This window comes from Pseudochrobactrum algeriensis (genome assembly GCF_018436245.1).
In the GTDB taxonomy this organism is placed as follows: domain Bacteria; phylum Pseudomonadota; class Alphaproteobacteria; order Rhizobiales; family Rhizobiaceae; genus Pseudochrobactrum; species Pseudochrobactrum saccharolyticum.
In genome coordinates, this window is record NZ_CP075361.1 from 648,479 (window position 1) to 672,384 (window position 23,906).

Below are 23,906 nucleotides of genomic sequence, written 5' to 3' on the forward strand. Positions count from 1 at the left end.
GAGAACTCACGGAGACCGGTGAAGACTGATGTTGATGCCCGCTTCAATTTAAAGGCTTTGGAGGCCTTATTGGCATGACGACTGCGACTGTGCACCCGCTTTACGACACCTATAATCGTGCAGCGTTGCGCTTTGAGCGAGGGGAGGGCGTTTGGCTGATTACCGAGGGCGGCGAACGCTATCTCGATTTCGCAGCCGGTATTGCTGTGAATTCACTCGGACACAGCCACCCGCATCTGGTAAAGACACTTCAGGATCAGGCCGCCAAATTGTGGCACCTGTCCAATGTCTATGAAGTACCGGGTCAGGAACGCCTTGGTCAGCGCCTCGTCGATAATACATTTGCCGATAAAGTCTTTTTCACCAATTCCGGTGCCGAAGCTCTGGAATGCGCGATTAAAACCGCGCGCCGCTATCATTTCGCCAATGGTCAGCCTGAGCGTTATCGCATCGTTACCTTTGAAGGTGCTTTCCACGGGCGTACACTGGCAACCATCGCAGCCGGCGGTCAGGCCAAATATCTGGAAGGTTTCGGCCCGAAGGTTGATGGTTTTGATCAGGTGCCGTTCGGTGATGAAGCTGCCCTGCGCGCTGCTATTACACCGGAAACCGCGGCTATCCTTCTGGAACCGGTACAGGGCGAGGGCGGTCTTCGCTCCTTCTCAAATGAATTTCTGCGTCTGATCCGTCAGATCTGCGACGAAAACGGCCTGTTGCTGATTTTGGATGAAGTGCAGACCGGCGTTGGCCGTACCGGCAAATTCTATGCCTATGAATGGGCAGGTATTGAGCCTGACCTGCTGGCAACTGCCAAAGGTATCGGTGGCGGTTTCCCTATGGGGGCCTGCCTGGCGACTGCTGAAGCAGCCAAAGGTATGGTCGCAGGCGTGCATGGCACCACTTATGGCGGCAATCCGCTGGCTATGGCCGTCGGTGAGGCTGTACTGGATGTGATGCTGGCCGATGGTTTCTTTGACCATGTTAATGAAATGGCATCGCAGTTCCGTCAGGGGATGGCGTCGATCATCGACCGTTATCCGGATGTATTTACTGACGTGCGTGGTAAAGGCCTGATGATCGGTCTGAAATGCGCCGTGCCAAATACAGATGTGATTACCGGATTGCGTGCGGAGCATATGCTGAGCGTTGGCGCCGGTGACAATGTTGTGCGTTTGTTGCCTCCGCTGACAGTAACGGCAGATGATATGCGTGAAGCTCTGAACCGGATTGAAAAGGTTGCAGCCAAGCTTTCCAAAGCTCCTGCATAACGGTGACTAATAATGGCAAATGATAAGACTTTAAGGCATTTTACCGACCTCTCTGCAGTCAGCCCGCAGGATTTGCGCTTCATCCTGGATGAAGCGCGCGCCCGCAAAGAACGATTAAAAGCCGGTGAGCGCGATAAGCCGCTTGATGGCAAAGTTCTGGCTATGATTTTTGAAAAACCGTCAACGCGAACCCGCGTCTCTTTTGATGTGGGTATGCACCAGCTCGGCGGCGAAACAATCATGCTGACCGGTTCGGAAATGCAGCTTGGCCGCAGTGAAACCATTGCGGACACAGCCAAAGTTTTGTCACGTTTTGTCGATGCCATTATGATCCGTACAACCTCTCATGATCGCATGCTCGAACTCGCCGAGCATGCGACCGTGCCGGTTATCAATGCGCTGACCGATGATACCCATCCGTGTCAGATCATGGCCGATATTCTGACTTTTGAAGAACATCGCGGACCAATCAAGGGCCGCACGGTGACGTGGAGCGGTGACGGTAATAATGTGCTGCATTCCTTCATTGAGGCTGCGGCGCAATTTGATTTCCGTCTGAATATTGCAACACCATCGGGCAGTGAACCGCTGTCGCGTTTTGTTGACTGGGCAAATGCAAAGGGTGCTAAAATCTTCTCAACCACCAGTGCGGAAAAGGCTGTGGCCGGTTCGGACTGCATCGTGACCGATACATGGGTTTCGATGGGGCAGGAAGATAATGCGCGCGGCAATAATGTTTTCATGCCATATCAGGTGAATGCGGATCTGATGGCGAAAGCCAATAAAGATGCGCTGTTCATGCACTGTCTGCCAGCCCATCGTGGCGAGGAAGTGACGGATGAAGTGATCGACGGCCCGCAATCCGTGGTCTTTGATGAGGCAGAAAACCGTATGCATGCGCAGAAAGCGATTTTGACCTGGTGTCTTGAAGGACGCTGATCGCTTCTTATCTATAGGATAACGTATGGATCGGCTGCCCTGATCCTGATTTGAAGATTGAACCACGGCTTGCAGGTCGTATAACGCCTGCGAGCCGTGTGTTATTTATGGCGCAGTGATGCAGCCCCAGTGGCGACACCCGTGGCAGCCAATAAAAAAGAGATAAGTGATGAATAACCAGACCAATACAGACCAGATGATGATTGATAGCCCGATGCCAGACCATATTACCCTGTCCGGTGATGATGTTGTTGTGCCTTTTCAGGTTGAAGGTCTGGATGTGCGCGGCCGCACAGTGCAGCTTGGTGCGGCGCTGGATGCTATTCTGAAACGCCATAATTATCCGGAAGTCGTGTCCCGCCTGTTGGGCGAAGCCGCGGTTTTGACCGTGTTGCTCGGCACATCGTTGAAATTTGAAGGCAAATTCATTTTCCAGACCCGCTCGGATGGTCCGGTAGATATGCTGGTGGTGGATTTCCGCACGCCGGATGCGATCCGCGCTTATGCCCGTTTTGATGAAGAGCGTGTGGCAGAGTTTGTGGCTGCCGGTAAAACCAAACCGGAAGAATTACTGGGCAAGGGTACGCTGGCGCTGACCGTCGATCAGGGCGAATTCACCCAGCGCTATCAGGGTATTGTTGCACTGGACGGCTCGTCGCTGGAAGATATTGCACGCAATTATTTCATGCAGTCTGAACAGATTGCCACGGAAGTGCAGCTGGCTGTGGCCAAACTTTTTGAGCGCGGTGCCGATGGCAAAGCGAGTGAACAATGGCGTGCCGGTGGTCTGATGGTGCAGTTTCTGCCGCAGTCCGAATTGCGTGCGCGTCATCGTGATCTGCATGGCGGTGATAATCCGAATGGTACTGAAGCTGAACAGGCTCCGGTTGAGGATGAATGGCAGGAAGCCCGCTCACTGGTTGCGACCATTGAGGATTCCGAGCTGACTGATCCGCAGGTGCCGTCTGAACGTCTGCTTTATCGTCTGTTCCATGAACGCGGCGTGCGGGTTTATGAAGGCACCAAAGTCGTCGATCATTGCGCCTGTTCGCGGGACAAGATTTTTGGTGTGCTCAAAGGCTTCTCGGCTGAAGAAATCGAACATAGCACTGAGAATGGCAAAATCTCGGTGACCTGTGAGTTCTGCTCCAGCCGTTATGATTTTGACCCTTCGGAAATTAACGCGCCACAATGAGTGCCGAGCATGACAAAAGTGCCTGCCTGATAAGGCGGGCACAGCCGTCTGATGCTGCGTTGCTGCCGGAGATTGAACGCTCGGCAGCTTCAACATTTGCAGTTGACCCGTCTTTGCATTTTATTCTCGATATGCCTGTCATGTCTGCTGAGCAGCATCTCGATTTTATGCAGAAAGGCCATGTGCTGGTTGCAGAATGCGATACTGTGCTTGGCGGTTTTCTGGTGGCAGAAACCATGCCGGATGAAGGTTGCCTGCATGTCTGGGAGCTATCTGTGCATCAGGATTTCCAGCGCCGCGGGCTTGGCCGTAAATTGCTGGATGCTGCGGCTGACCTTGCGAAAGCGCAGGGCTGCTCAAGTCTTAGCCTGACAACATTTGGCGATATACCATGGAACCGGCCTTTCTATGAAGGCTGCGGCTATCAGGTGCTGCCGGTATCGCAATATAATGCGCGGTTCCGCTCGATTGCCGAGTTGGAAGAATCCATCGGCCTACCGATTGAGCGCCGTGTGGCGATGATTAGAACTATTTAGTCAGTTCAGAACCGGTCTGTGTCCGGGCATGTCGAGCGAAAATGCCGGAATGGTAATAGGGAATAGTTTGCCTTCATCAGGGCTGCCAGCCTCATGATTCTGCATCATATAGCTGCCGGACATCATGCCGGATGAAGTCGTCAGCGGACAACCGGACGAATATTGATAGCTGTCTCCCGGTTTCAGAAACGGTTCTTCACCCACAACACCGGGGCCGCGCACTTCTTCAGTCCGGCCATGGGCATCGGTGATCTTCCATGTCCGTGAGCGCAACTGCACCGGAATATCCGAATGATTGATAATCGTTACCCGATAAGCCCAGACATAACGGGATTCATCCGGTGAAGATTGTTCTTCCAGATAAAACGGCTCGACGGTGACTTCGATATTTTCGGTAATGGCGCGATACATAGAGGTTACTCTGGAAAGCCACGGGAGCTGGCAGGATATGACGGCTGCCGGCAAATCAGCAGCCGTCTGATACCAGTTTAGCCTTGAGCCGCTTTCAGTGCAAAGCCAATATCGTCAATCAGATCATCTGCATCTTCCAGACCAATGGAAAGGCGCAGCAGACCGTCGGTAATACCGAGTTCTGCCTTGGCATCGTCGCTGAGATTTTTATGGGTCGAGGTTGCCGGATGGGTAATCAGGCTTTTTGCGTCACCGAGATTGTTGGAAATGCTGATGACTTCCAGCGCATTCTCAAAGGCAAAAGCTGCTTTCTTGCCGCCTTTCAGCTCCAGCGCAATCATGGTTGAGCCGCCGCTCATCTGTTTGGCGATAATGTCTGCCTGCGGGTGATCTTTGCGACCCGGATAAATTACGCGGGCAATGGCATTCTGTTCGGCCAGAAAATCGGCAATCTTAGCGGCAGAACGGGTTTGTGCTTCCACGCGTACGGCCAGTGTTTCCAGACCTTTGAGCATCGTCCATGCATTGAACGGGCTGAGACCCGGACCGGTATGGCGGAAATAATCCTGCAGAACTTCCGTAATCCATTCACGATCAGACAGAACAACACCGCCGAGGCAGCGTCCCTGACCGTCAATATGTTTGGTGGCAGAATAGACAACAATATGAGCGCCGAGCGCCAGTGGCCGCTGATAGAGCGGGGTGGCAAACACATTGTCGACGATCAGCTTGGCACCGACACTATTGGCAATGCCTGCAATTCTGGCGATATCCATCACTTCCAGCGTCGGATTGGTCGGGCTTTCCAGAAACAGCACTTTGGTATTCGGGCGGATAGCGTTTTCCCAGTTCTCAATATTCACGCCATCAATCAAAGTGAATTCAACGCCGTATTTAGGCAGCAGGGTTTCAATAATGTACCGACACGAACCAAACATCGCTTTGGCTGCCAGCACATGGTCACCTGCACGAACCTGACAGAGAATGGCCGCAGCAACAGCAGCCATGCCGGAGGCAGTGGCGCGGGCTTCTTCCGCGCCTTCAATCGCGCACATGCGCTTTTCAAACATATCCGTCGTCGGGTTTGCATAACGGGAATAGATGAAACCCGGATCTTCACCGGTAAAACGGGCTTCGCAAGCCTCGGCGCTGTCATAAACAAAACCCTGCGTCAGAAACAGCGCTTCTGATGTTTCGCCATAAGGCGTGCGGGTTGTGCCGCTATGCACAAGCTGAGTTGCAGGGCGAAGGGTACGAATATGTGTCTTTGTCATCGGTCCAGCCTATATAAAAGGATGGTCGGCAGGGTTCGGGCCACACCGGCCAATAAAAAACCGGCCTTTGCATGAAGACGCAAAAAGACCGGCTCGGAACCGCGGCCATATTTAGCGACTTCTTTAACGTGGCTGCAAGCCGGCCGGCCAAATCACCACGACTGATTTTGTAGGACTGTTATGATTATAATGTCAAGCACTCGATTTCACAGGACTTGACAGCGGGGAGTGAAATCTATCTGTAAATGCGCATATCACAGTAGCCCTCTTTTAACCGTTCAAGGCTAGATTGCGGCAAAATAGTATTTTATGACTGGACAAATGATGACCCGAGATAGCGGAATTTTGGCAGACAGCGATATTGCAGCTCTGTTTGAAACCGGTGCGCTGACTTCAGCGCGGGACTTGGATCATGATCAGATACAGCCTGCCAGTCTTGATCTGCGTCTTGGCGAAAAAGCCTATCGCGTCCGCGCATCTTTCATGCCGGGGCCGGACACACCGGTTGCCAAAAAACTGGAACGCCTGAAGCTGCACGAGATTGATCTGCGTGAAGGTGCGGTGCTGGAAACCGGCTGCGTCTATATTGTGCCGCTGTTGGAAGGGCTGGCGCTGCCATCGGAATTGTCGGCTTCCGCAAACCCGAAAAGCTCGACCGGCCGCCTCGATATTTTCACCCGTGTGATTACCGATAATGCGCAGGAATTTGACAAGGTGCCCGCCGGTTATAACGGCCCGCTGTATCTGGAAGTCAGCCCGCGCACTTTCCCGATTGTGGCGCGTACCGGTTCGCGTCTGTCGCAGATCCGTTTCCGTAAAGGCACTGCGCATATCAATGAAGCCGAACTCGCTGCATTGCACGCAGCAGAAACGCTGGTGGCCTCCGCTGTGCCGAATATTTCCAATGGTGGAATTGCCCTGTCGATTGATCTGAGTGGTGGTGAAAACGGCCTGATCGGCTATCGCGGCAAACATCATACGTCTGTTGTTGATGTCGATAAACGCGCGCAGCATGATGTGCTGGATTTCTGGGAACCGATTTATGATCGCGGACATCGCGAATTGGTTCTCGATCCCGATGAGTTTTACATTCTGGTTTCACAGGAAGCCGTGCATGTGCCGCCGCTTTATGCTGCGGAAATGACCCCTTTTGATCCGCTGGTCGGTGAGTTCCGCGTGCATTATGCCGGTTTCTTCGATCCGGGTTTTGGTAATGTCTCTGCCGGTGGCAAGGGCAGTCGCGCAGTGTTGGAAGTGCGCAGCCATGAAGTGCCGTTTATCCTTGAACACGGACAGATTGTCGGTCGTCTGATTTATGAACATATGCTCAAACGGCCGAAAGCGCTCTATGGCAGTGATCTCGGCTCGCACTATCAGGCGCAGGGTTTGAAACTGTCAAAACATTTCCGTTAAAAACTCATAATTTCTTGATTGTATCTCCGCAAATGAACATCTAGTGATACGTCGCTGATGCGCGCCTGCCGGTTTTTGGCAGGAGGCTTTAAGCCATTTTATGGCGGAGATTATGGTGAGAACCTATCTTATAAATCTTGACGGCAGTCAGGAACGGCTGGACATTTCCCGCGGACAATTGGAGCGCGCGGGTATGGAATTTACCCGCGTTCCGGCGGTAGATGGCCGGAAAAGTGATCCGAGAGCGCATCCGGCCTATCATGAAAAGCGTGCCTTGGCGTTTATGGGCTGTCAGGTCAGCGGCGGAGAGCTCGGATGTTATCTGAGCCATCTTAAAGCGGCGCAGATGTTTCTGGATTCCGACGAGAAATACGCAATGGTGCTGGAGGACGATATGTCTGTTCCGGCAGACCTTGCTAAAATGACGGAAGAACTGCTGTCATGGCTCGAAAAAGACGGGCGTTACTGGGATCTCATTAATATCGGCACAGACGGAATAAAACGTCATACACCGCTTTGCACTCTTCAGGGGCAGGATCAGCAGCGTAATCTGACCAGTGCGCATTATTTTCCGATGACGACAGGCGGTTTGATCTGGTCGCGTGCCGGTGCGCAGAATTTCGTCAACAGTCAGCATGAGATTTTTGCGCCGGTTGATAATTATCTGCGTTTCTGGCTGACAAGAACCAATACCGGTCTTGCCGTTTGGCCGCCTTTAGTCAAAGCGCGCGGCGCGCAAAGTGACATAGATGCGCTAGGAACCGGATCAAGAACGGCTGCGTCCGTTGAGAAACATTTCTTCTACAATCTGATCCGGCAAAGATGGTTTGTGCTCAACAAATTGCGCTCCTACCGGCATTTATGGACAACACGTCTGAAGCGGCGCCTGAGTGGTAATTCTGCTCTGCCGGTGGCTGATCAGATTGTTTTACCGCCAAAAATCAGTCCTGCCGAATGAGAGGTCATAAGAGCGCGTGTTGTACTCACAATTCTATGTGCTCTTTACAAAAGCTGTGACGGACTTTATCGCTCAGATTGGCCTGTATGCCGGATGACAGACAGGATTATGCGTTTCAAGGGGAGTGATGCGCACGATCATGGCAATGGAAAAGAACCGAACAGTTTTAAACGCAGAAACAGAAGCGCAGCGTCTGACGCTGGGTATTGTTGTTTTACCCGGTTTTACCCTGTCTGCACTCAGCCTGTTTCTCGATCCGTTTCGCCTTGCCGCAGATGATAAGGATAAGAGCCGCCAGATCCGTTGCGGCTGGAAAATCTGCACGCTCACCGGCCTGCCGGTTGAATCCAGCTCCGGCATGGCGGTGGAACCAACCGCCCCGATCGGTGCGCTGGATGATTGTGATTATATTGTTGTTGTCGGCGGCGTTCTTCCTCATTACCGGCCGGGACAAAATACGCTGATTGAAGTGCTGAAACGCGCCGACCGTCAGAAGAAAAATGTCATCGGCCTGTGTACTGCTGCTTTCATTGTGGCTGAAGCCGGATTGCTGGAAGATCGCAATTGCTGCGTGAACTGGTTTCATAAAGACGATTTCCTGCAATTATTTGACGGGTTCACGGCAGATACAACCAGCCTGTTTCATCGCAGTGGCAGACATTTTACCTGTGCGGGCGGTTTGGGCGCTGCTTCACTGGCGCTCTCCATCATTCAGGCGGAAATCTCTGAGGAACTGGCACGTAAAAGCGCCTCCATCCTGATGTTTCCTTATGAGTTGCTGACATCGGAGCAACCTGCGCTGAGTTTCAACGGTGTTCGCTCGCCGATGATCCGCAAGGCAATCCGTATTTTTGAGGAAACGCTGGAAGATCCGCTGGCAATGGCTGAAGTCGCACGCCGTCTTGGGATTTCCACCCGCCAGATGGAGCGCGGGTTCCGCTTGGGATTGGGCAAAACGGCCTTTCAGGTGCGCGAGGAATTGCGTGTGCAGCGCGCCAAGGAATTGCTGATGAGCGGAAATGCATCTCTGCTGGAGGTGGCTGTCGCCAGCGGCTTCACAGACACACGCAGTATGAACCGTTCTTTCCTGCGCCAGAGCCAGAGCCTGCCGCGTACCTATAAAAACAGCCGCTGAAACCTGAATGTGGAACGCAACCGGCCAATATCCGGCACAGGGAAGGCTTGTCTCTTCAGATATTCGCGCTTATTTGTTGGTCTCAACAAAGGAGTGCTTCTATGTCTGACCGTGCTACCCGCTTTCTGGGCGATACACCGGGTCGTGTTATCGTTAAACTGATACTGGTGTCACTGATTGTCGGCGTTGTGATGCATGCCTTTAACTGGACGCCTTATGACATTCTCTGGAATATCCGCGATTTCTTCGTGAGAATCTGGAATATGGGTTTCTCGGCCTTGTCACGTTTTGCTGATTATCTGCTGCTGGGCGCGGCAGTTGTGATCCCTGCCTTTATTTTGCTCAGAATTATCAATTACAGGAAATAAAATGCATGCTGAAGGCGTGAAGCGGCTTCGGGAATGCATCTGAAAAATCCTTCTTTTTATTTATGGTTTTCGATGACTGATACATTGCTGCCTTCTGCGTTGATTTCACGCCGCCGGTTACTGGTTGCCGGTGGCGCTTTGTTGCTGAGCCCTGCCATCCTGCCGCTCTCTGATGCTTTTGCAGAAGAGGATGTGGCGGCTATGGTGAATAAAGTGCGCCGTCAATATGGTGCGCCGCCGATGATGCCGGAAGCAAAACTTGAACAGGCCGCACTGCATCAGGCACGGTTAATGGCAAAGCACGGCAAAATCGGTCACAGTATCGGCTGGGGAAACAGTTTTGGCGGCAGGCTGAAACAGGCCGGTATCCGCGGCCCTGCTGCGGAGAATGTTGCATCCGGCCAGAAAGACGTGCCGGACGCGCTGAATGCCTGGCTGAATTCTGCCGGTCATCGTAAAAATCTGCTTGATCCGATCTTTACCCGTTATGGCCTTGCCTATGCGGCGCGGGCAGACAAGCCGCATTATCTCTATTGGGCGATGCTCTACGGAGTTGATCTGCCGTAATACGAGAACGGGTATGCGCGACAAATTGCTGTCCTGATGCAGAAACCTGCTGACCATGACAGGAAAACAGGATATGACTGTGCAGGATCTTCTGCGCTGACCGGAAAAACTATCTGCACTTACTATCTTCAGGTGAGGAGCACGCACGGCTGACAGCAGGATCTTTTTATTCGCTGACAGTATTCGTGTGGTATCTAAGCATTCCCATTAGCAGTGGAAGCCGGTTTTGCGCCGGACAATGCGTTAATACCCAAATAGAGCGGTTCCTTGAGGCCGCTTTAAGTGGAACCGCTCTATGTTCAAGCCAGATAATGACGCGCTCGAAACGTCTCTCGTTCGCCCGTTTACCGTGACGCACCGCATGGTGCTGACGATCGCTATTCCTATGACATTGGCCGGTATGACCACGCCTTTGCTCGGGCTGGTGGATACAGGTGTGATCGGGCAGCTTGGCAATGCCGGTATGCTCGGCGGTCTGGCCATGGGCGCTCTGGTCTTTGATTGTCTGTTTTCTATTTTCGGCTTTTTGCGTTCCGGCACGACAGGGCTTGTTGCGCAAGCCATGGGGCGCGGCGATCGTTCGGAAGAAATTATGGTGTTCTGGCGCGCAATTATTGTGGCGCTGGTTGCCGGTTTGCTGATGATCGCGCTTCTGCCGCTCACACTCTATGCGGCCAATGATATTCTCAAGCCCACATCCGATACAGCCAAAGCATTGAACGAATATGTGTCGATCCGTATGCTCTCGGCACCAATGGCGTTAGTCAATTTCTCGGTGCTGGGCCTGCTGCTCGGGCGCGGGAAGGGGCTGTTCGGTCTTGCGCTGCAGTTCCTGCTCAATGGTATTAATATTATTCTGGCGCTGGTTCTGGGGTTGGGGCTGGGCTGGGAGGTCTCCGGCGTTGCATGGGCGACCGTCACCGGCGAAACCGTGGCAGCCATTACAGGTATGACAGTGCTGATCTGGCGCGGCGGCGCTTTGCGCAAGCTGGATGTCAACCGCCTGTTTGACAAGGCCGGTATGTGGCGGATGATCGTTATCAGCCGCGATATCATGATCCGTTCGCTGTTGCTGATGTCGACCTATGTATTCTTTGCCCGCGTCGGCAATGAAATGGGCACAATCACTCTGGCGGCCAATGCGGTGCTGATGAATTTCTATCTCGTTGTCGGCTTTTTTCTTGAAGGGGTGACGATTGCTGCCGAACAGCTGGCAGGGCGGGCAGTCGGTGCGCGTTACAGTCCGGCTTTCCGGCGCTCCATTCAGCTGACCTTCTTCTGGGGGATGGTCATGGCCTTTGTCATGGGGCTGATCTTCCTCGCTTTCGGAGATCGTCTGGTCAATATTCTGACAACGGAGCCGGATGTCCGCATGATGGCGGTTTATTATCTGCCTTGGGTGTCACTCACCGCACTCACTGGTCTTTATGCTTTCCAGATGGACAGTATTTTTATCGGTGCATCCTGGTCGAAAGACATGCGCAATATGATGTTCCTGTCGCTGTTTGTGTTTTTCGGTGTGCTCTATGGTACCCGTGACTGGCTGGGTAATCACAGCCTGTGGCTGGCGCTGAATATGTTCCTGTTTATTCGCGGCGTTACTCTGTCTGCGATGTTGCCAAGGCGCTATCGCGGGGAGTTTCCGGTCGCCTGACGATACCGTCTCTGCATTAAAGCCTGTAATGGACAATATTAAACCTGCCGGATCATCATGCCCTGATGATCCGGCAGGTTTATTTTTGGACTAATGATTTTTCTAAATTAGAAATATTTTTTATGAACTATCCCTGTGGGTGAAGTTCGGATTTTTGCCGCCCTGCCACGGGAAAGGTCAATAAAAACTAACCGCTTAAGGTGACTGGCAATCTTCGTGTTAATTAAAAATTAATAAATAAAATCAATGACTAAACGCTGCCGGCGTTAACGAAGCATCAAGGTTAATAGATCATTATCTGACTATAGTCATCTTGTTGAGTGAGTGGAGTATTCCGGTGCGTAGTGTAGCTTTGCGGGCCCTGTTTGGCCGATCCGGCAATGAGCCAGCACAGGTCTGGTATTATCCTTCCGAGGGTTACTGCCCGCAGGATGGCCGCTATTATCCGGTGGCCGTAACAGTGAAGCAGAAGCGCAAATCCGCGACCCTGCCAAAGCTTCTCGCCGGAGTAGGGCTGTTTTTCTATTCAAGCAATGTCATCGCCTATCAGGATATGGCCAGCATGATGAGTGTTGCCGAGCAATCGGGCAGCCGCTGGGCAACCTATATGGTGGATGCGCCTGCCGGTTCCATTCATCAGGCGGAAATGCCGTTTGTTGATTCGTCCGTGGTCACAGGCAGCCTGAGCGCTGCGGCAGATATCAGCGGCGTGGGTCGCGTGGTAATGAGCGGACGCGTTGCCGGCGGAAAACGCGGTGTCGACGATCCAAATCCCGATGAAAAACGTATCAGCCGCACTGACAAGCAGGGGCGTCTGGTTTCCGTGCAGACTAAAGCTCCGGCACGCATGTTCAATGCCGGTTCGCTGGCAGAGCAGGTTTCATCGGTGAGTCCCAGGCTGATGCAGCCGGTAGCCGGTAAAAAAGACGTCAAAACAGCTTTCGTTAAAGGTCCGATCCGCGGCAAGGAAGTGGAAATCACACTCGCTTTCCATCGTCCGGAAGTGAAGCCGGTCGTGCCGGTGCCGACCGCACTCGCATCACTGATTACCAATGATACACCGGATGTGCTGGCGCTTGGTTATGCGCCGTCCAAGCCGGATTATGCCAAAACATCGCCTTTTGAGAGCATTTTGGTGCCTGAAAAGGACAATGGCCGCTTCATTCCGCCAATCAGTGCGCGGGATCACAATTGGGCGGCAACCCCGTTGCCACCGGCGGCATTCAGTGCGGCAGAGCAGAAATGTCTGGCTGAAGGTATCTATTTTGAAGCGCGCGGCGAGCCGGTCAAAGGGCAGGCGGCCGTTGGTCAGGTTATTCTCAACCGCGTACGTAACCCTGCTTATCCTTCCACGATCTGCGGCGTGGTCTATCAGAACAAAGACTGGCGTAATGCCTGTCAGTTCTCCTTCGCCTGTGACGGTTTAAAACATCGTGTCACAGAGCCGGGTCACTGGCGCATGGCACAGCAGGTAGCAAAAGCTGTCACAGCGGGTCAGATCTGGCTGCCGGAAGTGGGTTCGGCGACCCATTATCATGCAACTTATGTGCGTCCTCGCTGGGCCTCAACAATGGAAAAAGTCAAAAAGATCGGCCTGCATGTTTTCTACCGGACTTATGGCGGCGGCTGGAGCTGATCTGTCAAGGATTCGCTGTCTGAAATCACGGCGTGAAGCAGGATTCAAGGCCTGCTTCATGCTGCTGCCTGTTAAGTATATGATTTAATAATACAAAAAACCTTCAACTTCTGTGCAGACAGTGCCTTGACGAATGAGTTGGCTGTTAATATGTTGCGGCCGACTTCAGAGTGGGGTGGAAACCTCGGTTTTCTTGCCAAAGGAGGCATGAATGGCAGTCGGGAAAACACCCGAAAAGCCACAGCAATCCGATGATGCGGCAAGCGAAGCTGGTGGTCCGGTGCAGACCGGATCTCAGGCCGACGCTCAGGGGAGTCTGGACGACCGTCTTCGTAAGCTTGAAAGCCATCTGGCTGCTAAGGGCGTGGGGGTGGAATCCAAAAAAGATGAACAGGCTGAGAAAAACGCAAGCTCTATGGCGCAGGCCATGAAATTATCCAGTGAATTTATCGCTGGTATCGTGGTAGGTGCGGTTTTAGGTTGGTTTTTTGACCGTGTTCTGGGTACGAACCCTTGGGGATTGATTATCTTTCTCTTTTTAGGATTCGGTGCCGGTACTCTGAATGTTTTACGCACCGCAGGATATGTTGCAGAAAGCGGCAATAATGTGGGCGAGAAGCAACAGAAAGAAAAATAATGTGCATAAAGGTTATCCTTCATATGCACGGCAGTGAATAAGCCTGTAAAGGCAATCAGGGCGGCTCAGGCAGATTTGCTTTTGAGTGTTCTGAAAAGACCGGAACGCAAGTTTGCGGTTGAGAAGCGCCCTCGGGCATGAATGTAACGCCTTCGGGCACGGGTGACAGGTGAGGTTAAGGTGGCAAACGATCCGATCCATCAGTTTCAGGTTTCCAGATGGATTCCTATCGATGTCGGCGGTGTCGATCTGTCGTTTACGAATGTGTCCGCCTTTATGGTGCTGACTGTCGTAACCGCTTCCGCTTTTCTGTTTCTGACATCAGCAGGCCGCGGCATTGTTCCGACTCGCCTGCAGTCAGTTTCTGAGATGGCCTATGAGTTTGTGGCATCCTCCTTGCGGGATTCTGCCGGTTCTCATGGGATGAAATTTTTTCCGTTTGTGTTCTCTCTGTTCACATTCATCCTTGTAGCAAACTTTATCGGTCTGTTCCCGTATTTCTATACCGTAACCAGTCAGATTATTGTTACTTTCGCGCTGGCGCTGCTGGTGATCGGAACAGTGATTATTTACGGTTTCTTCAAGCACGGTTTCCGCTTCCTCAAGCTGTTCGTGCCAAGCGGTGTTCCTATGGCTATCGTGCCGCTGGTATCCGCGATTGAAATCATTTCCTTCCTGTCCCGTCCGATCAGCCTCTCTGTGCGTCTTTTCGCCAGTATGCTGGCCGGCCACATCACCGTAAAGATTTTCGCAGGCTTCGTGGTTTCCATGGCTGCACTCGGTCCGCTCGGTGTTGGTGGTGCGATCCTGCCTCTGTTCATGACCGTTGCTATTACCGGTCTGGAATTCCTGGTCGCATTCCTGCAGGCCTATGTGTTCACTGTTCTGACCTGCATGTATATCAATGATGCAGTTCATCCGGACGGTCACTAACTGAAATTACTGCTGTCCGTTATCGGGCAGCAGTCTTGCCTATCTACCAATCAGGCTCTGCATTTTGAAAATACCTGTGTCTGACACATGATTTTGAAATAACAGGTCGCTCTGAAATATCACCGGCGGGTTTCCGCCAGAACTGAAATCCGCATTTATATCAATCCAGAAGGAGCTTAACATGGAAGCGGAAGCAGCAAAGTACATCGGCGCAGGTCTGGCCTGTTTCGGTATGGCCGGTACGGCTCTCGGCCTCGGCAACATTTTCGGTAGCTTTCTTTCGGGTGCACTGCGCAATCCGTCTGCCGCTGACAGCCAGTTCGGCCGTCTGGTATTCGGCTTCGCCGTAACTGAAGCTCTGGGCATCTTCTCGCTGCTCATCGCGCTTCTGCTCCTGTTCGCAGTTTAATCTTAAGCTGCCGGATTAAATCGGCCGCATATGCAAAAATCTCCTTGTGAGACCTGAAGGCATATGCGGCTGGTTATCGTTTATTAAGCCTGAGTGATAAGGGGAAAATGGATGTTCGTGTCCACGGCGTTTGCCCAAACCGCAACTGACTCTCAGCCGGCACCAGTGTCGGGAGCTGACAGTGGCAACTCTGTTGTGCACACTGAAACAGGTGTGGCGCACGATGCCGGTAAAGGCGTGTTTCCACCATTTGATTCCACCCATTATGCATCGCAGCTTCTGTGGCTCGCGATTACCTTCGGGCTGTTCTATCTGTTCATGTCGCGCGTTGTGCTGCCACGTATCGGCGGCGTCATCGAAACGCGTCGTGACCGTATTGCACAGGATCTGGAACAGGCTGCACGCCTGAAAACCGATGCTGACAATGCAATTGCTGCTTACGAGCAGGAACTGGCTGAAGCCCGCAGACACGCGGCTGTTATCGGTCAGGAAGCCCGCGACAAGGCAAAGCATGACATTGATGCTGAACGCAAAACCGTTGAAGCATCGCTTGAAAAGAAATTGGCTGAAGCTGAAGAACGCATCGCTGCCATTAAGGCAAAAGCGATGAGCGATCTCGGCTCGATTGCTGAAGAAACAACTGCAGAAATCGTTGAGAAACTGCTTGGCGGCAAGTCCGACAAAGCTGAAATCTCAGCTGCTGTTAAAGCTGTCAGCGCGTAAGGGAGACCATTATGGATGCAACATTTATTGCCCTCGTCGGTCTGATTATTTTCCTGGCGCTGTTGGCCTATCTTAAAGTGCCTGGCATGATCGGCCGTTCGCTTGATGAACGTGCTGCCAATATCGCCAAGGAACTGGACGAAGCACGCACCCTGCGTGAAGAAGCTCAGGCTCTGCTTGCTGAATATCACCGCAAGCGCAAAGAAGCTGAAAAAGAAGCCAGCGAAATCGTTGCTGCTGCACAGCGTGAAGCTGCAGCTCTCCTGAGCGAAGCAAAAGCGAAGTCGGAAGATTATATTGTTCGCCGCAACAAGCTGGCTGAACAGAAAATCGCTCAGGCTGAAAGCGATGCTGTTAATCAGGTTCGTGCATCTGCAGTGGAAATCGCTGTTGCTGCTGCCGGTTCGCTGATTGCAAATAAAATGGACGCAAAAACTGCCGGTGAAATGTTCAAAGCATCACTGGATCAGGTTAAAACCAACCTGAATTGATTGCAGTTCATAAAGTTCAAAAAAACGCCGCTTTATGCGGCGTTTTTTTATGTCTGAAATCGGGCTTGCTGTTCTGCGGCGATGCTTATTTCTTGCAGTTAAGGATATCCTGAAACCGGCTCGGGGGCGCGTATTCAGTATCTCGCTTATTTATCCGCTGTCCAGCGTCCCTTGATTGGCGCAAAGCTGTAGCGATGCAAACCGGTAATCGGCCCTTGTTCTTCAATCGCCTGCCGGTGCGCCGCAGTGCCGTATCCTGCATGTTTCTCAAGGCCGTAAGCAGGATGGATAAGACCTGCGCGTTCCAGCATCTTGTCGCGGGTGACTTTGGCAATGATCGAAGCGGCGGCAATAGTCAGGGATCGCTGATCCCCTTTGACCAGTGTCATGGCAGGGCAGGGCAATCCGCTTGGGGTTTTATTGCCGTCGATCAAAGCATAATCCGGACTGATTGTCAGACTATCCACGCAGCGCTTCATTGCCAGCAGTGAGGCTGCGAGAATATTGCTTTCATCAATGGTACGGGCACTGAGGCTGCACAGGCTGACTGCAAGTGCCTTTTCCATGATGCTGTTAAACAGCCGGTTGCGCTTGGCAGCGGTGAGCCTTTTTGAGTCATCCAGACCTTCAGGCAGATTATCAGGGTCGAGGATCACGCAGGCAGCAACAACAGGCCCTGCAAGAGGGCCGCGGCCGACTTCATCGAGCCCTGCAATCAGTTTGTACCCCTGAGCTTGCAACTGCTGCTCATGGCTGTAATCCGGCGTGAAGATTTCAGATTTGTCAGCCTTTATCTTGGCTGGCGACTTCGGTCGCTTTTCAGAAAAAAGCGGAGAATCAGATGGTGCTTTACTCATGTGCTGAGATTGCATCCTATCTAATTCTCCGCAAGCCACATCGCAAAAAGGGGGGCACGATGTGGAAGGCTGCTGGCAAAAGGACGGGCAGCCTATATCTGCTGGAGGGCAGATCAGAAAAGCGAGAGCTGAACGCCGCTTGTTTGCGGCGGGGTGAACAGATCACAACGCAGGCGCCGTTTATGAATATTCAGCCCGAGCTTTTTAGAGGTAATCTCAAAACGCCGGCCAATTTGCCATGCATAAGGACCATCACCACGCATCCGCTTGCCCCATTCCGCATCATAGTCCTTGCCGCCGCGCATTGAGCGCAACAGGGACATGACATGGCGGTAACGGTCAGGAAAATGCTGCAGCAGCCAGTCCTTGAAGAGGGGCGCGACCTCATAAGGCAGGCGTAGCAAGACATATCCGGCCTCGCGTGCGCCCATCGCATAGGCGGCATCCAATATACGTTCAATCTCGTGGTCATTGATGCCGGGGATCACAGGGCCAAGCATCACCGATGCCGGAATACCTGCCTCATTCAGCTGTCGGATGGCCTGTAAGCGCAATCCCGGAGTTGAAGCACGCGGCTCCATATTCCGTGCTAATTTGGCATCCATCGTGGTGACAGAGAGGGCAACCTTTGCCAGACCACGCTCGGCCATCGAACCCAGAATATCAATGTCGCGGGTAACCAGTGCGGATTTGGTGACGATGCCGACCGGATGATTGGCGGCATCCAGCACACTCAATATATCCCGCATAATCCGCCATTTCTTTTCTACCGGCTGATAAGGGTCTGTATTGGTGCCAATGGCGATCGTCTTGGGAATATAACCGGCTTTGGAAAGTTCCTTTTCCAGCAACCGTGCTGCATCGGGTTTAGCAAAGAGTTTGGTTTCAAAATCAAGACCGGCAGACAGTCCCATATAGCTGTGGGTAGGGCGGGCGAAGCAATAAATACAGCCATGCTCGCAACCGCGATAAGGATTGATTGAGCGGTCGAAATTAATATCCGGCGAGTCATTGCGGGTGATAATGGTGCGCGGCTTTTCGATTTGGACTTCTGTCTTGAACGGTTCCAGCTCTTCCAGAGAGTTCCAGCCGTCATCACTGTCGATACGTGTCTGACTTTCAAACCGGCCGGAAGGATTGATACCGGCACCACGTCCGCGACGGCGGCTGTGGTCAATCCGCAAGCCGGTTCCGTCAACAATAGCATTTGCCTGATCTGTGCGCTCCGATCCGAAGACTGCCGGACGGGAGAAGACGGCCTGATCGGCTGGTCCGAAAATCTCCTGTAAAATTGCCATAGCTTTCTCCTTGCCGGAAATGCAGAGGCATGACCGGAGCAAAACAATCAAAATGAAGCAATGAATACAGCGCGAATTATGCGACTCTGATGCGCCGTTTATGGTTCAAATTTAATCTGAAAATAAGAACAAAGCAAGAACTTAATTTATGTCTTTTTAGCAGTCAGCTTTTGCGTTTCAAATGCTCATCAAGGCGCGGCATGATTTCAACGAAATTGCACGGGCGGTGACGATAGTCGAGCTGCTGGGCGAGAATACCGTCCCATGCATCGCGGCAAGCGCCGCCGGAACCCGGCAGGACAAAAACAAATGTCTGGTTGATGAGACCGGCAGTTGCGCGGGACTGGATCGTGGAAGTACCGATCTTGGCATAGGACTGCTGATGGAAGATCACTGAAAACCCGTCCATACGCTTGTCGAAGACCGGCTCCAAAGCGTCAGGTGTCACATCGCGTCCGGTGAAGCCGGTGCCGCCGGTGGTAATCACCACATCAATCGCCGGATCTTTGGACCATTGCACAACCAGCTCGCGGATTTTTGCAGCGTCATCAGTCACGATCTGCCGGTCACGCAACAAATGGCCTGCCTCTTCAATACGGGAGGCAAGAAATGCACCGGATGTATCGGTTTCCAATGTCCGGCTGTCTGATACCGTCAGCACCGCAATCCCCACCGGAATGAACGGACGCTCGGCTTTGGCTGTATCGGACATGGTTGTCTCCGGTTAAATCTTGTCGGGCAGGGTCGTGGTTGCGCAGACAAACCAATGCGGATTTTGCTGTTGCAAATGCATTACCGCCTGTTGCGCCTGATCCTCTGTATCATAAATGCCGAAGCAGGTCGCGCCTGAGCCGGACATTTGCGCATATTGTGCGCCGCTGTCCCGCAAAGTCTGGAGAATTTCCGGCAATTGCTGTGCAAGCTCTGCAGCGGATGGCAGCAGATCATTGCGGGTTGATTGCAGGAAGTTGCAAAGCTCCGCCTGACTATTCAAGCGTGTCAGTTCCGGCAGTGCAGGATTATCACGCTTCTGCATATGTTTGAAAATCTGGGGCGTGGAAATTGCTGTTCCGTCATTCACAAGCACCAGCGACAATACCGGCAGGCCGGACAGCCGCTGCACATCTTCACCGATGCCCTTGGCAATCAATGCACCGCCGTTGAGCTGACCATGCAGGCACATCGGCACATCAGCGCCAAGCTGAAGGCAAATCTGCTCAAGCAAAGCCTGTTCCGCTTCGATATTCCACAAGCGCAAGAGCAGCGCCAGTACTGTGGCGGCATCGCTAGACCCGCCGCCGATACCGGAAGCAACAGGGAGATTTTTTTCCAGATGAATGGCAACGCCGGAGCTGTGCTGCGGAAAATGCGCGCGCAGAAGATCACGCGCTTTTAAAACAAGATTGTCGCCATTGGCTGGCAGCCCCGCACCAAAGCGGCCGGAAAGCGTAAAACTGTCTTCCTGCGTAGAGGAAACTGTGAGTTCGTCACCGTAATCGGCAAAGGCAACAAGCGTATCCAGCAGATGATAGCCGTCCTCGCGCCGTCCGGTCACATGCAACGCCAGATTAAGCTTGGCATAGGCTGTGGCGCGAAGATGTGAGGCAGTCTGTTGGCTCGCTGCCTGTGAAGCTAAAATATCTGGCATGCTTTAGGATCAGTCTTTATCTGCCGGACGGTAAACACCGGTTTTCGGGTCGCGCACCAGCGTGCCACTGGCTCCTGTGCGAGCTTCCTGTTCGGCCTGACGAACTTTCTGGGAAACACGCGCCGCTTCGCGCTTGAAGGAGCGATAGCCATAGATCGCAGCTGCAACCAGAAGGATCAGAAAAATCAGCTGTGGCATACCGGCTCCTTTCCGGAAAAATAACATGCCTGTTGATTTAATCAGGCTGTAACCTCGTTTCAAGAAGCTCTTATAGCATCTTATTCTGATGATATTATGATAACATATGCCTGTTACAGGCCATAGCGTGACCAAAGAGCTTTTTCTTCGAGTACATTCATCAGGCTTTCACCTGCTGCGCCAAGCATTTGCGCATGAGAAATACCGCCGGTATTTTTGCGCCCCAGCAGTCCGCGCGAAGGCTGGATCAGATTAAGCTTGGTTTTTTCGCCATAGAGCTTGCGCAGATGTGAGCGCATATCATCCAGACCATCAATCAGCCCGAGCTGCAAAGCTGTAATGCCTGTCCAGAACTGACCGGTGAAAAGATCGTCATTGTCCTGCAATTTACTGCCGCGGCGCTCTTTCACCATATCAATAAAGGTCTGGTGAATTTCCAGTTGCAGCGCTTTGATATGTTCGACATCCGATGCTTTTTCCGGCTGAAACGGATCCATCGTGGCTTTGTTTTTACCGGCTGTGTACACGCGGCGCTCAACGCCGATTTTCTTGATCAGTTCGGTAAAGCCAAAGGAAGCGGAAACCACGCCGATTGAACCCAGAATGGAAGACGGATCAGCAATAATCTCGTCTCCGGCAATAGCGATCATATAGCCGCCGGAAGCCGCCACATCCTCAACAAAGACATGGACTTTCTTGTTCTTTTCTTCGGCCAGGTCACGGATGCGCTTATAGATCAGCCGCGATTGTACCGGTGAACCGCCGGGGGAATTAATGCTCAGCGCCACAGCGGGACTGTGCTTGTTGTCAAAGGCTTTTTCCAGCTGAACCGCGATGCCTTCGAGCGACAGATTTTGCCGTAAAGGGCTGTTGCCTGTCATGATCGCACCGCTCAGCCGGACAACCGGAATTTCAACACTGGAAGCCCGGAAGCGACGCGGGATAACACGGCTGATAAGTGACGGCACTGAAAATCTCCGGTGTGAAAATGCAGACGATAAAATAGTTTTCACCCGCTGTTATAGCCACAGCGGGTGAAAACTGAACCTGTTATTTTACAGCGCGGTTGCGTGTGGAAATGCGCAGCAATGCCCAGCCACAAACGGCGGAGAGCAGGGAGCCGAGCAGAACACCAATCTTGGTTTCGCTGTGCAGCAGGTCATTGTCAAAGGACAGCAGGCCGATGAACAGGCTCATGGTAAAGCCGATACCGCAGAGCAGTGCCACACCATAGAGCTGTGTCCAGCTTGCACCCATCGGTTTGGTGGCAATCCCTGCACGGATAGCAATCCATGCGGCACCGAAGACGCCAATCTGCTTACCGACAAACAGGCCGAGCGCAATACCGAGTGTGAGCGAGTCACCAAGGATCGACGGGCTCATGCCGGCGAAAGAAACGCCCGCATTGGCAAAGCCGAAGATCGGTACAATGACAAAGCCGACCCATTTTGCCAGCGCATGTTCCAGCGTGTGCAGCGGGGAGCTCATATCATCAGGGCGGCCAAGAGCCGGCTTGATCGGAATAGTCAGCGCGGTCAGCACACCGGCAACCGTTGCATGAACACCGGAGCGCAGTACAAAATACCAAAGCACGGCACCGAGGATCAGATATGGAGTGAGGCGCATAATGCCCATCTTGTTCAGAACAAACATCAGCGCAAAAATACCGGCAGCACCGGCGAGATAGAGCGTGGCAATATCGGCGGTGTAAAACACGGCGATAATCGCAACGGCCGCAAGGTCGTCAAGAATGGCGAGTGTTGCCAGAAACACTTTCAGGCTGGTCGGAACGCGTGGGCCGAGCAGCGACAGCACACCGAGTGCAAAGGCAATATCGGTTGCCGACGGAATAGCCCAGCCGCGAATGGTTTCAGGATTTGACCAGTTGAAACCGGCAAAAACCAGTGCCGGAACAATCACGCCGCCCGCGGCGGCAATGCCCGGCAAAGCGCGGTTCGACCAGCTGGCAAGCTGGCCGTCGAGAAATTCACGTTTGATTTCGAGGCCAACGAGAAGGAAGAAGACGGCCATCAGCGCGTCATTAATCCAGTGCAGAACGCTCATCGGGCCGAGCTTGCTCTCCAGAACCTGAAAATATGTGGCTGCAAGCGGCGAATTAGCAACGATCAGAGCCAGAGCAGCGGCAATCATCAGAGCGATACCGCTGGCGGATTCACTGTCGAGCCAATGGCGGAGCGTTGAGAAGGGGCGCTTGGTCTGGCTTTGTGTCATCCGGTATCGGCCTTTTTCTTTGCGGGCAGCGTTTTGACAACGCTCAACCCTTGATCTGTCCTCAGAGTTCCGCGCTTTAAATAGAGCGAAAGACCTGTTCGGACAGTCCGTGTTTTCGGGAAAATGTGCTCCGTCCTCCTGAACAACAACCGTTACAGGCTGTCGCAACCATTAATGAGGCTTTCTGCACGTGGCGTAAATTCATGGCCGGAACTTTTATGCAAAATTAACGGCGGCGCAAGGAAAACCGGAGCGCGGCTGCCTTTTATGCCCGTAATTACGACACGGATGGCCGGTTCATCCGGTCTGGCATAGAGCGGAAGAATTGCGATGCCGCCAAAACGGCGCTCCATCGCGGACAGAATTTCATTCAGATTAGCGGGGCGTGCGATAATCGCAATATTCCCGCGCGGGCGTAAAATGCCGGATGCTGTGCGTATCCAGCTTTCAAACATGCCCTGATGCATCACATGCGCCTGTGCCTTTAAATCGTCCGGCGTGGCACGGTCATGGCTCTGGTTGAAAGGCGGGTTCATAATCACATAGTCAAACTGATTATCAGCCAGCCCTGCTTCATGACGGGCTGGGCCGGTCATTGTCACATCAGCCTGCAGGTATGACAGACGGCCATGCATATGGGCATTTTCGGTCAATGCGCAGGATTTTTCCGCATAGAGCAGCATTTCCGGTGAGCGTTCAATCAGGGTGACATCTGTGCTTGCGCAGCGCGAGGCAACGGCCAGTCCCGCCGCACCGGCACCGGCACCGAGATCTGCTACTGTACCTTTGAAATCCGTTGGCACCGCACTTGCCAAAATCATGGCATCAATCCCCGAACGGTGACCTTTTGCGGATGGCTGCACCAGGTAGAATGCACCACGGTGAAAGGCATCAAGAGTTTCGCCATAGGGCAGAGAGCTGAACGGAGCAGACATAAAGACGGCAGTTTCCTGACTTGTTGCAGACTGAAAGCGATCAAACCGGCTTTAACCGATTCTGTATAGAGGCGGTGAAAGCCGCAATTCTGTTTGCTGACAGCAATTTGACATCTTATATCAGCAGAATATGCTTTATTGTGTTGTGTTGCGGCTCGCAACACTTGCCTTTAGCACGGCTTTTGGTGCAT

26 protein-coding genes and 1 riboswitch are annotated in these 23,906 nt (G+C 52.8%); of the genes, 16 read left to right on the forward strand and 10 right to left on the reverse strand.

Annotated features, from left to right (window positions below):
• Positions 1–74 precede the first annotated feature (74 nt).
• From KHQ09_RS04960 to KHQ09_RS04975, 4 genes are all read left to right on the forward strand, one after another.
• Positions 75–1,268 (forward strand): aspartate aminotransferase family protein, encoded by a 1,194-nt coding sequence (locus KHQ09_RS04960; RefSeq protein WP_121993728.1) that lies wholly within the window; start codon positions 75–77, stop codon positions 1,266–1,268.
• 12 nt (positions 1,269–1,280) lie between these two features.
• The gene (gene argF, locus KHQ09_RS04965) at positions 1,281–2,207 is read left to right on the forward strand and encodes an ornithine carbamoyltransferase (RefSeq protein ID WP_213596751.1); all 927 of its coding nucleotides are present in this window, start codon (positions 1,281–1,283) and stop codon (positions 2,205–2,207) included.
• 196 nt (positions 2,208–2,403) lie between these two features.
• Positions 2,404–3,402 carry an Hsp33 family molecular chaperone gene (locus tag KHQ09_RS04970; RefSeq protein ID WP_238481701.1) on the forward strand — a complete coding sequence of 333 codons (999 nt, stop codon included), beginning with the start codon at positions 2,404–2,406 and terminating at the stop codon, positions 3,400–3,402.
• On the forward strand, positions 3,399–3,938 hold the full coding sequence (locus KHQ09_RS04975) for a GNAT family N-acetyltransferase (protein WP_213596755.1): 540 nt from the start codon (positions 3,399–3,401) through the stop codon (positions 3,936–3,938). Before KHQ09_RS04970 ends, KHQ09_RS04975 begins: the two co-directional genes overlap by 4 nt.
• Here the strand turns inward: KHQ09_RS04975 and apaG are convergent, their stop codons facing one another.
• Complete coding sequence (gene apaG, locus KHQ09_RS04980) at positions 3,939–4,349, reverse strand: Co2+/Mg2+ efflux protein ApaG (RefSeq protein WP_022711120.1); 411 nt, start codon at positions 4,347–4,349, stop codon at positions 3,939–3,941. It abuts the gene before it with no gap.
• Between the two features lie 77 nt (positions 4,350–4,426).
• Complete coding sequence (locus KHQ09_RS04985) at positions 4,427–5,623, reverse strand: O-succinylhomoserine sulfhydrylase (RefSeq protein WP_213596757.1); 1,197 nt, start codon at positions 5,621–5,623, stop codon at positions 4,427–4,429.
• An 89-nt stretch (positions 5,624–5,712) separates the two neighbouring features.
• Positions 5,713–5,792, reverse strand: a riboswitch (SAM riboswitch).
• Between the two features lie 152 nt (positions 5,793–5,944).
• Between KHQ09_RS04985 and KHQ09_RS04990 the strand changes: the two genes are divergently transcribed.
• From KHQ09_RS04990 to KHQ09_RS05045, 12 genes are all read left to right on the forward strand, one after another.
• On the forward strand, positions 5,945–7,036 hold the full coding sequence (locus tag KHQ09_RS04990) for a 2'-deoxycytidine 5'-triphosphate deaminase (protein ID WP_213596759.1): 1,092 nt from the start codon (positions 5,945–5,947) through the stop codon (positions 7,034–7,036).
• 112 nt (positions 7,037–7,148) lie between these two features.
• Entirely contained in the window at positions 7,149–7,994 is an 846-nt protein-coding gene (locus KHQ09_RS04995; RefSeq protein ID WP_213596761.1) for a glycosyltransferase family 25 protein, read from the forward strand.
• Positions 7,995–8,133: 139 nt separating this feature from the next.
• Positions 8,134–9,129: a GlxA family transcriptional regulator gene (locus KHQ09_RS05000; protein ID WP_420801466.1), complete on the forward strand. Its 996-nt coding sequence runs from the start codon at positions 8,134–8,136 to the stop codon at positions 9,127–9,129.
• 101 nt (positions 9,130–9,230) lie between these two features.
• Positions 9,231–9,497 carry a DUF6460 domain-containing protein gene (locus KHQ09_RS05005; RefSeq protein WP_022711125.1) on the forward strand — a complete coding sequence of 89 codons (267 nt, stop codon included), beginning with the start codon at positions 9,231–9,233 and terminating at the stop codon, positions 9,495–9,497.
• Between the two features lie 72 nt (positions 9,498–9,569).
• Entirely contained in the window at positions 9,570–10,064 is a 495-nt protein-coding gene (locus KHQ09_RS05010) for a CAP domain-containing protein (RefSeq protein WP_213596765.1), read from the forward strand.
• Positions 10,065–10,359: 295 nt separating this feature from the next.
• Entirely contained in the window at positions 10,360–11,718 is a 1,359-nt protein-coding gene (locus KHQ09_RS05015; protein WP_116086872.1) for an MATE family efflux transporter, read from the forward strand.
• A 337-nt stretch (positions 11,719–12,055) separates the two neighbouring features.
• Positions 12,056–13,354, forward strand: a complete 1,299-nt coding sequence (locus tag KHQ09_RS05020) for a cell wall hydrolase (RefSeq protein WP_213596767.1) — start codon at positions 12,056–12,058, stop codon at positions 13,352–13,354.
• Positions 13,355–13,565: 211 nt separating this feature from the next.
• Positions 13,566–13,991: an AtpZ/AtpI family protein gene (locus KHQ09_RS05025; RefSeq protein WP_022711129.1), complete on the forward strand. Its 426-nt coding sequence runs from the start codon at positions 13,566–13,568 to the stop codon at positions 13,989–13,991.
• Between the two features lie 180 nt (positions 13,992–14,171).
• Positions 14,172–14,924 (forward strand): F0F1 ATP synthase subunit A, encoded by a 753-nt coding sequence (locus KHQ09_RS05030; RefSeq protein WP_022711130.1) that lies wholly within the window; start codon positions 14,172–14,174, stop codon positions 14,922–14,924.
• A gap of 181 nt (positions 14,925–15,105) precedes the next feature.
• Complete coding sequence (locus KHQ09_RS05035; protein ID WP_022711131.1) at positions 15,106–15,333, forward strand: F0F1 ATP synthase subunit C; 228 nt, start codon at positions 15,106–15,108, stop codon at positions 15,331–15,333.
• Between the two features lie 111 nt (positions 15,334–15,444).
• The gene (locus KHQ09_RS05040) at positions 15,445–16,056 is read left to right on the forward strand and encodes a F0F1 ATP synthase subunit B (RefSeq protein WP_213596769.1); all 612 of its coding nucleotides are present in this window, start codon (positions 15,445–15,447) and stop codon (positions 16,054–16,056) included.
• A gap of 11 nt (positions 16,057–16,067) precedes the next feature.
• Positions 16,068–16,547 carry a F0F1 ATP synthase subunit B gene (locus KHQ09_RS05045; protein ID WP_022711133.1) on the forward strand — a complete coding sequence of 160 codons (480 nt, stop codon included), beginning with the start codon at positions 16,068–16,070 and terminating at the stop codon, positions 16,545–16,547.
• 146 nt (positions 16,548–16,693) lie between these two features.
• Here KHQ09_RS05045 and KHQ09_RS05050 read toward each other — a convergent pair whose 3' ends face one another.
• The 8 genes from KHQ09_RS05050 to KHQ09_RS05085 form a co-directional block, all read right to left on the reverse strand.
• Entirely contained in the window at positions 16,694–17,404 is a 711-nt protein-coding gene (locus KHQ09_RS05050; RefSeq protein ID WP_213596771.1) for a ribonuclease HII, read from the reverse strand.
• 113 nt (positions 17,405–17,517) lie between these two features.
• A complete protein-coding gene (locus tag KHQ09_RS05055) occupies positions 17,518–18,702 on the reverse strand; it encodes a PA0069 family radical SAM protein (protein ID WP_213596773.1) in 1,185 nt (394 codons plus the stop codon).
• A gap of 163 nt (positions 18,703–18,865) precedes the next feature.
• Positions 18,866–19,414, reverse strand: a complete 549-nt coding sequence (gene moaB, locus KHQ09_RS05060; protein ID WP_151158448.1) for a molybdenum cofactor biosynthesis protein B — start codon at positions 19,412–19,414, stop codon at positions 18,866–18,868.
• 12 nt (positions 19,415–19,426) lie between these two features.
• Positions 19,427–20,350 (reverse strand): 4-(cytidine 5'-diphospho)-2-C-methyl-D-erythritol kinase, encoded by a 924-nt coding sequence (locus tag KHQ09_RS05065; protein ID WP_213596775.1) that lies wholly within the window; start codon positions 20,348–20,350, stop codon positions 19,427–19,429.
• Between the two features lie 9 nt (positions 20,351–20,359).
• Positions 20,360–20,548 (reverse strand): membrane protein, encoded by a 189-nt coding sequence (locus tag KHQ09_RS05070; protein ID WP_022711138.1) that lies wholly within the window; start codon positions 20,546–20,548, stop codon positions 20,360–20,362.
• A 113-nt stretch (positions 20,549–20,661) separates the two neighbouring features.
• The gene (locus KHQ09_RS05075) at positions 20,662–21,516 is read right to left on the reverse strand and encodes a S49 family peptidase (protein WP_213596777.1); all 855 of its coding nucleotides are present in this window, start codon (positions 21,514–21,516) and stop codon (positions 20,662–20,664) included.
• Positions 21,517–21,598: 82 nt separating this feature from the next.
• A complete protein-coding gene (nhaA, locus tag KHQ09_RS05080) occupies positions 21,599–22,780 on the reverse strand; it encodes a Na+/H+ antiporter NhaA (protein ID WP_213596779.1) in 1,182 nt (393 codons plus the stop codon).
• A 152-nt stretch (positions 22,781–22,932) separates the two neighbouring features.
• The gene (locus KHQ09_RS05085; RefSeq protein ID WP_213596781.1) at positions 22,933–23,715 is read right to left on the reverse strand and encodes a tRNA1(Val) (adenine(37)-N6)-methyltransferase; all 783 of its coding nucleotides are present in this window, start codon (positions 23,713–23,715) and stop codon (positions 22,933–22,935) included.
• Positions 23,716–23,906: the final 191 nt, after the last annotated feature.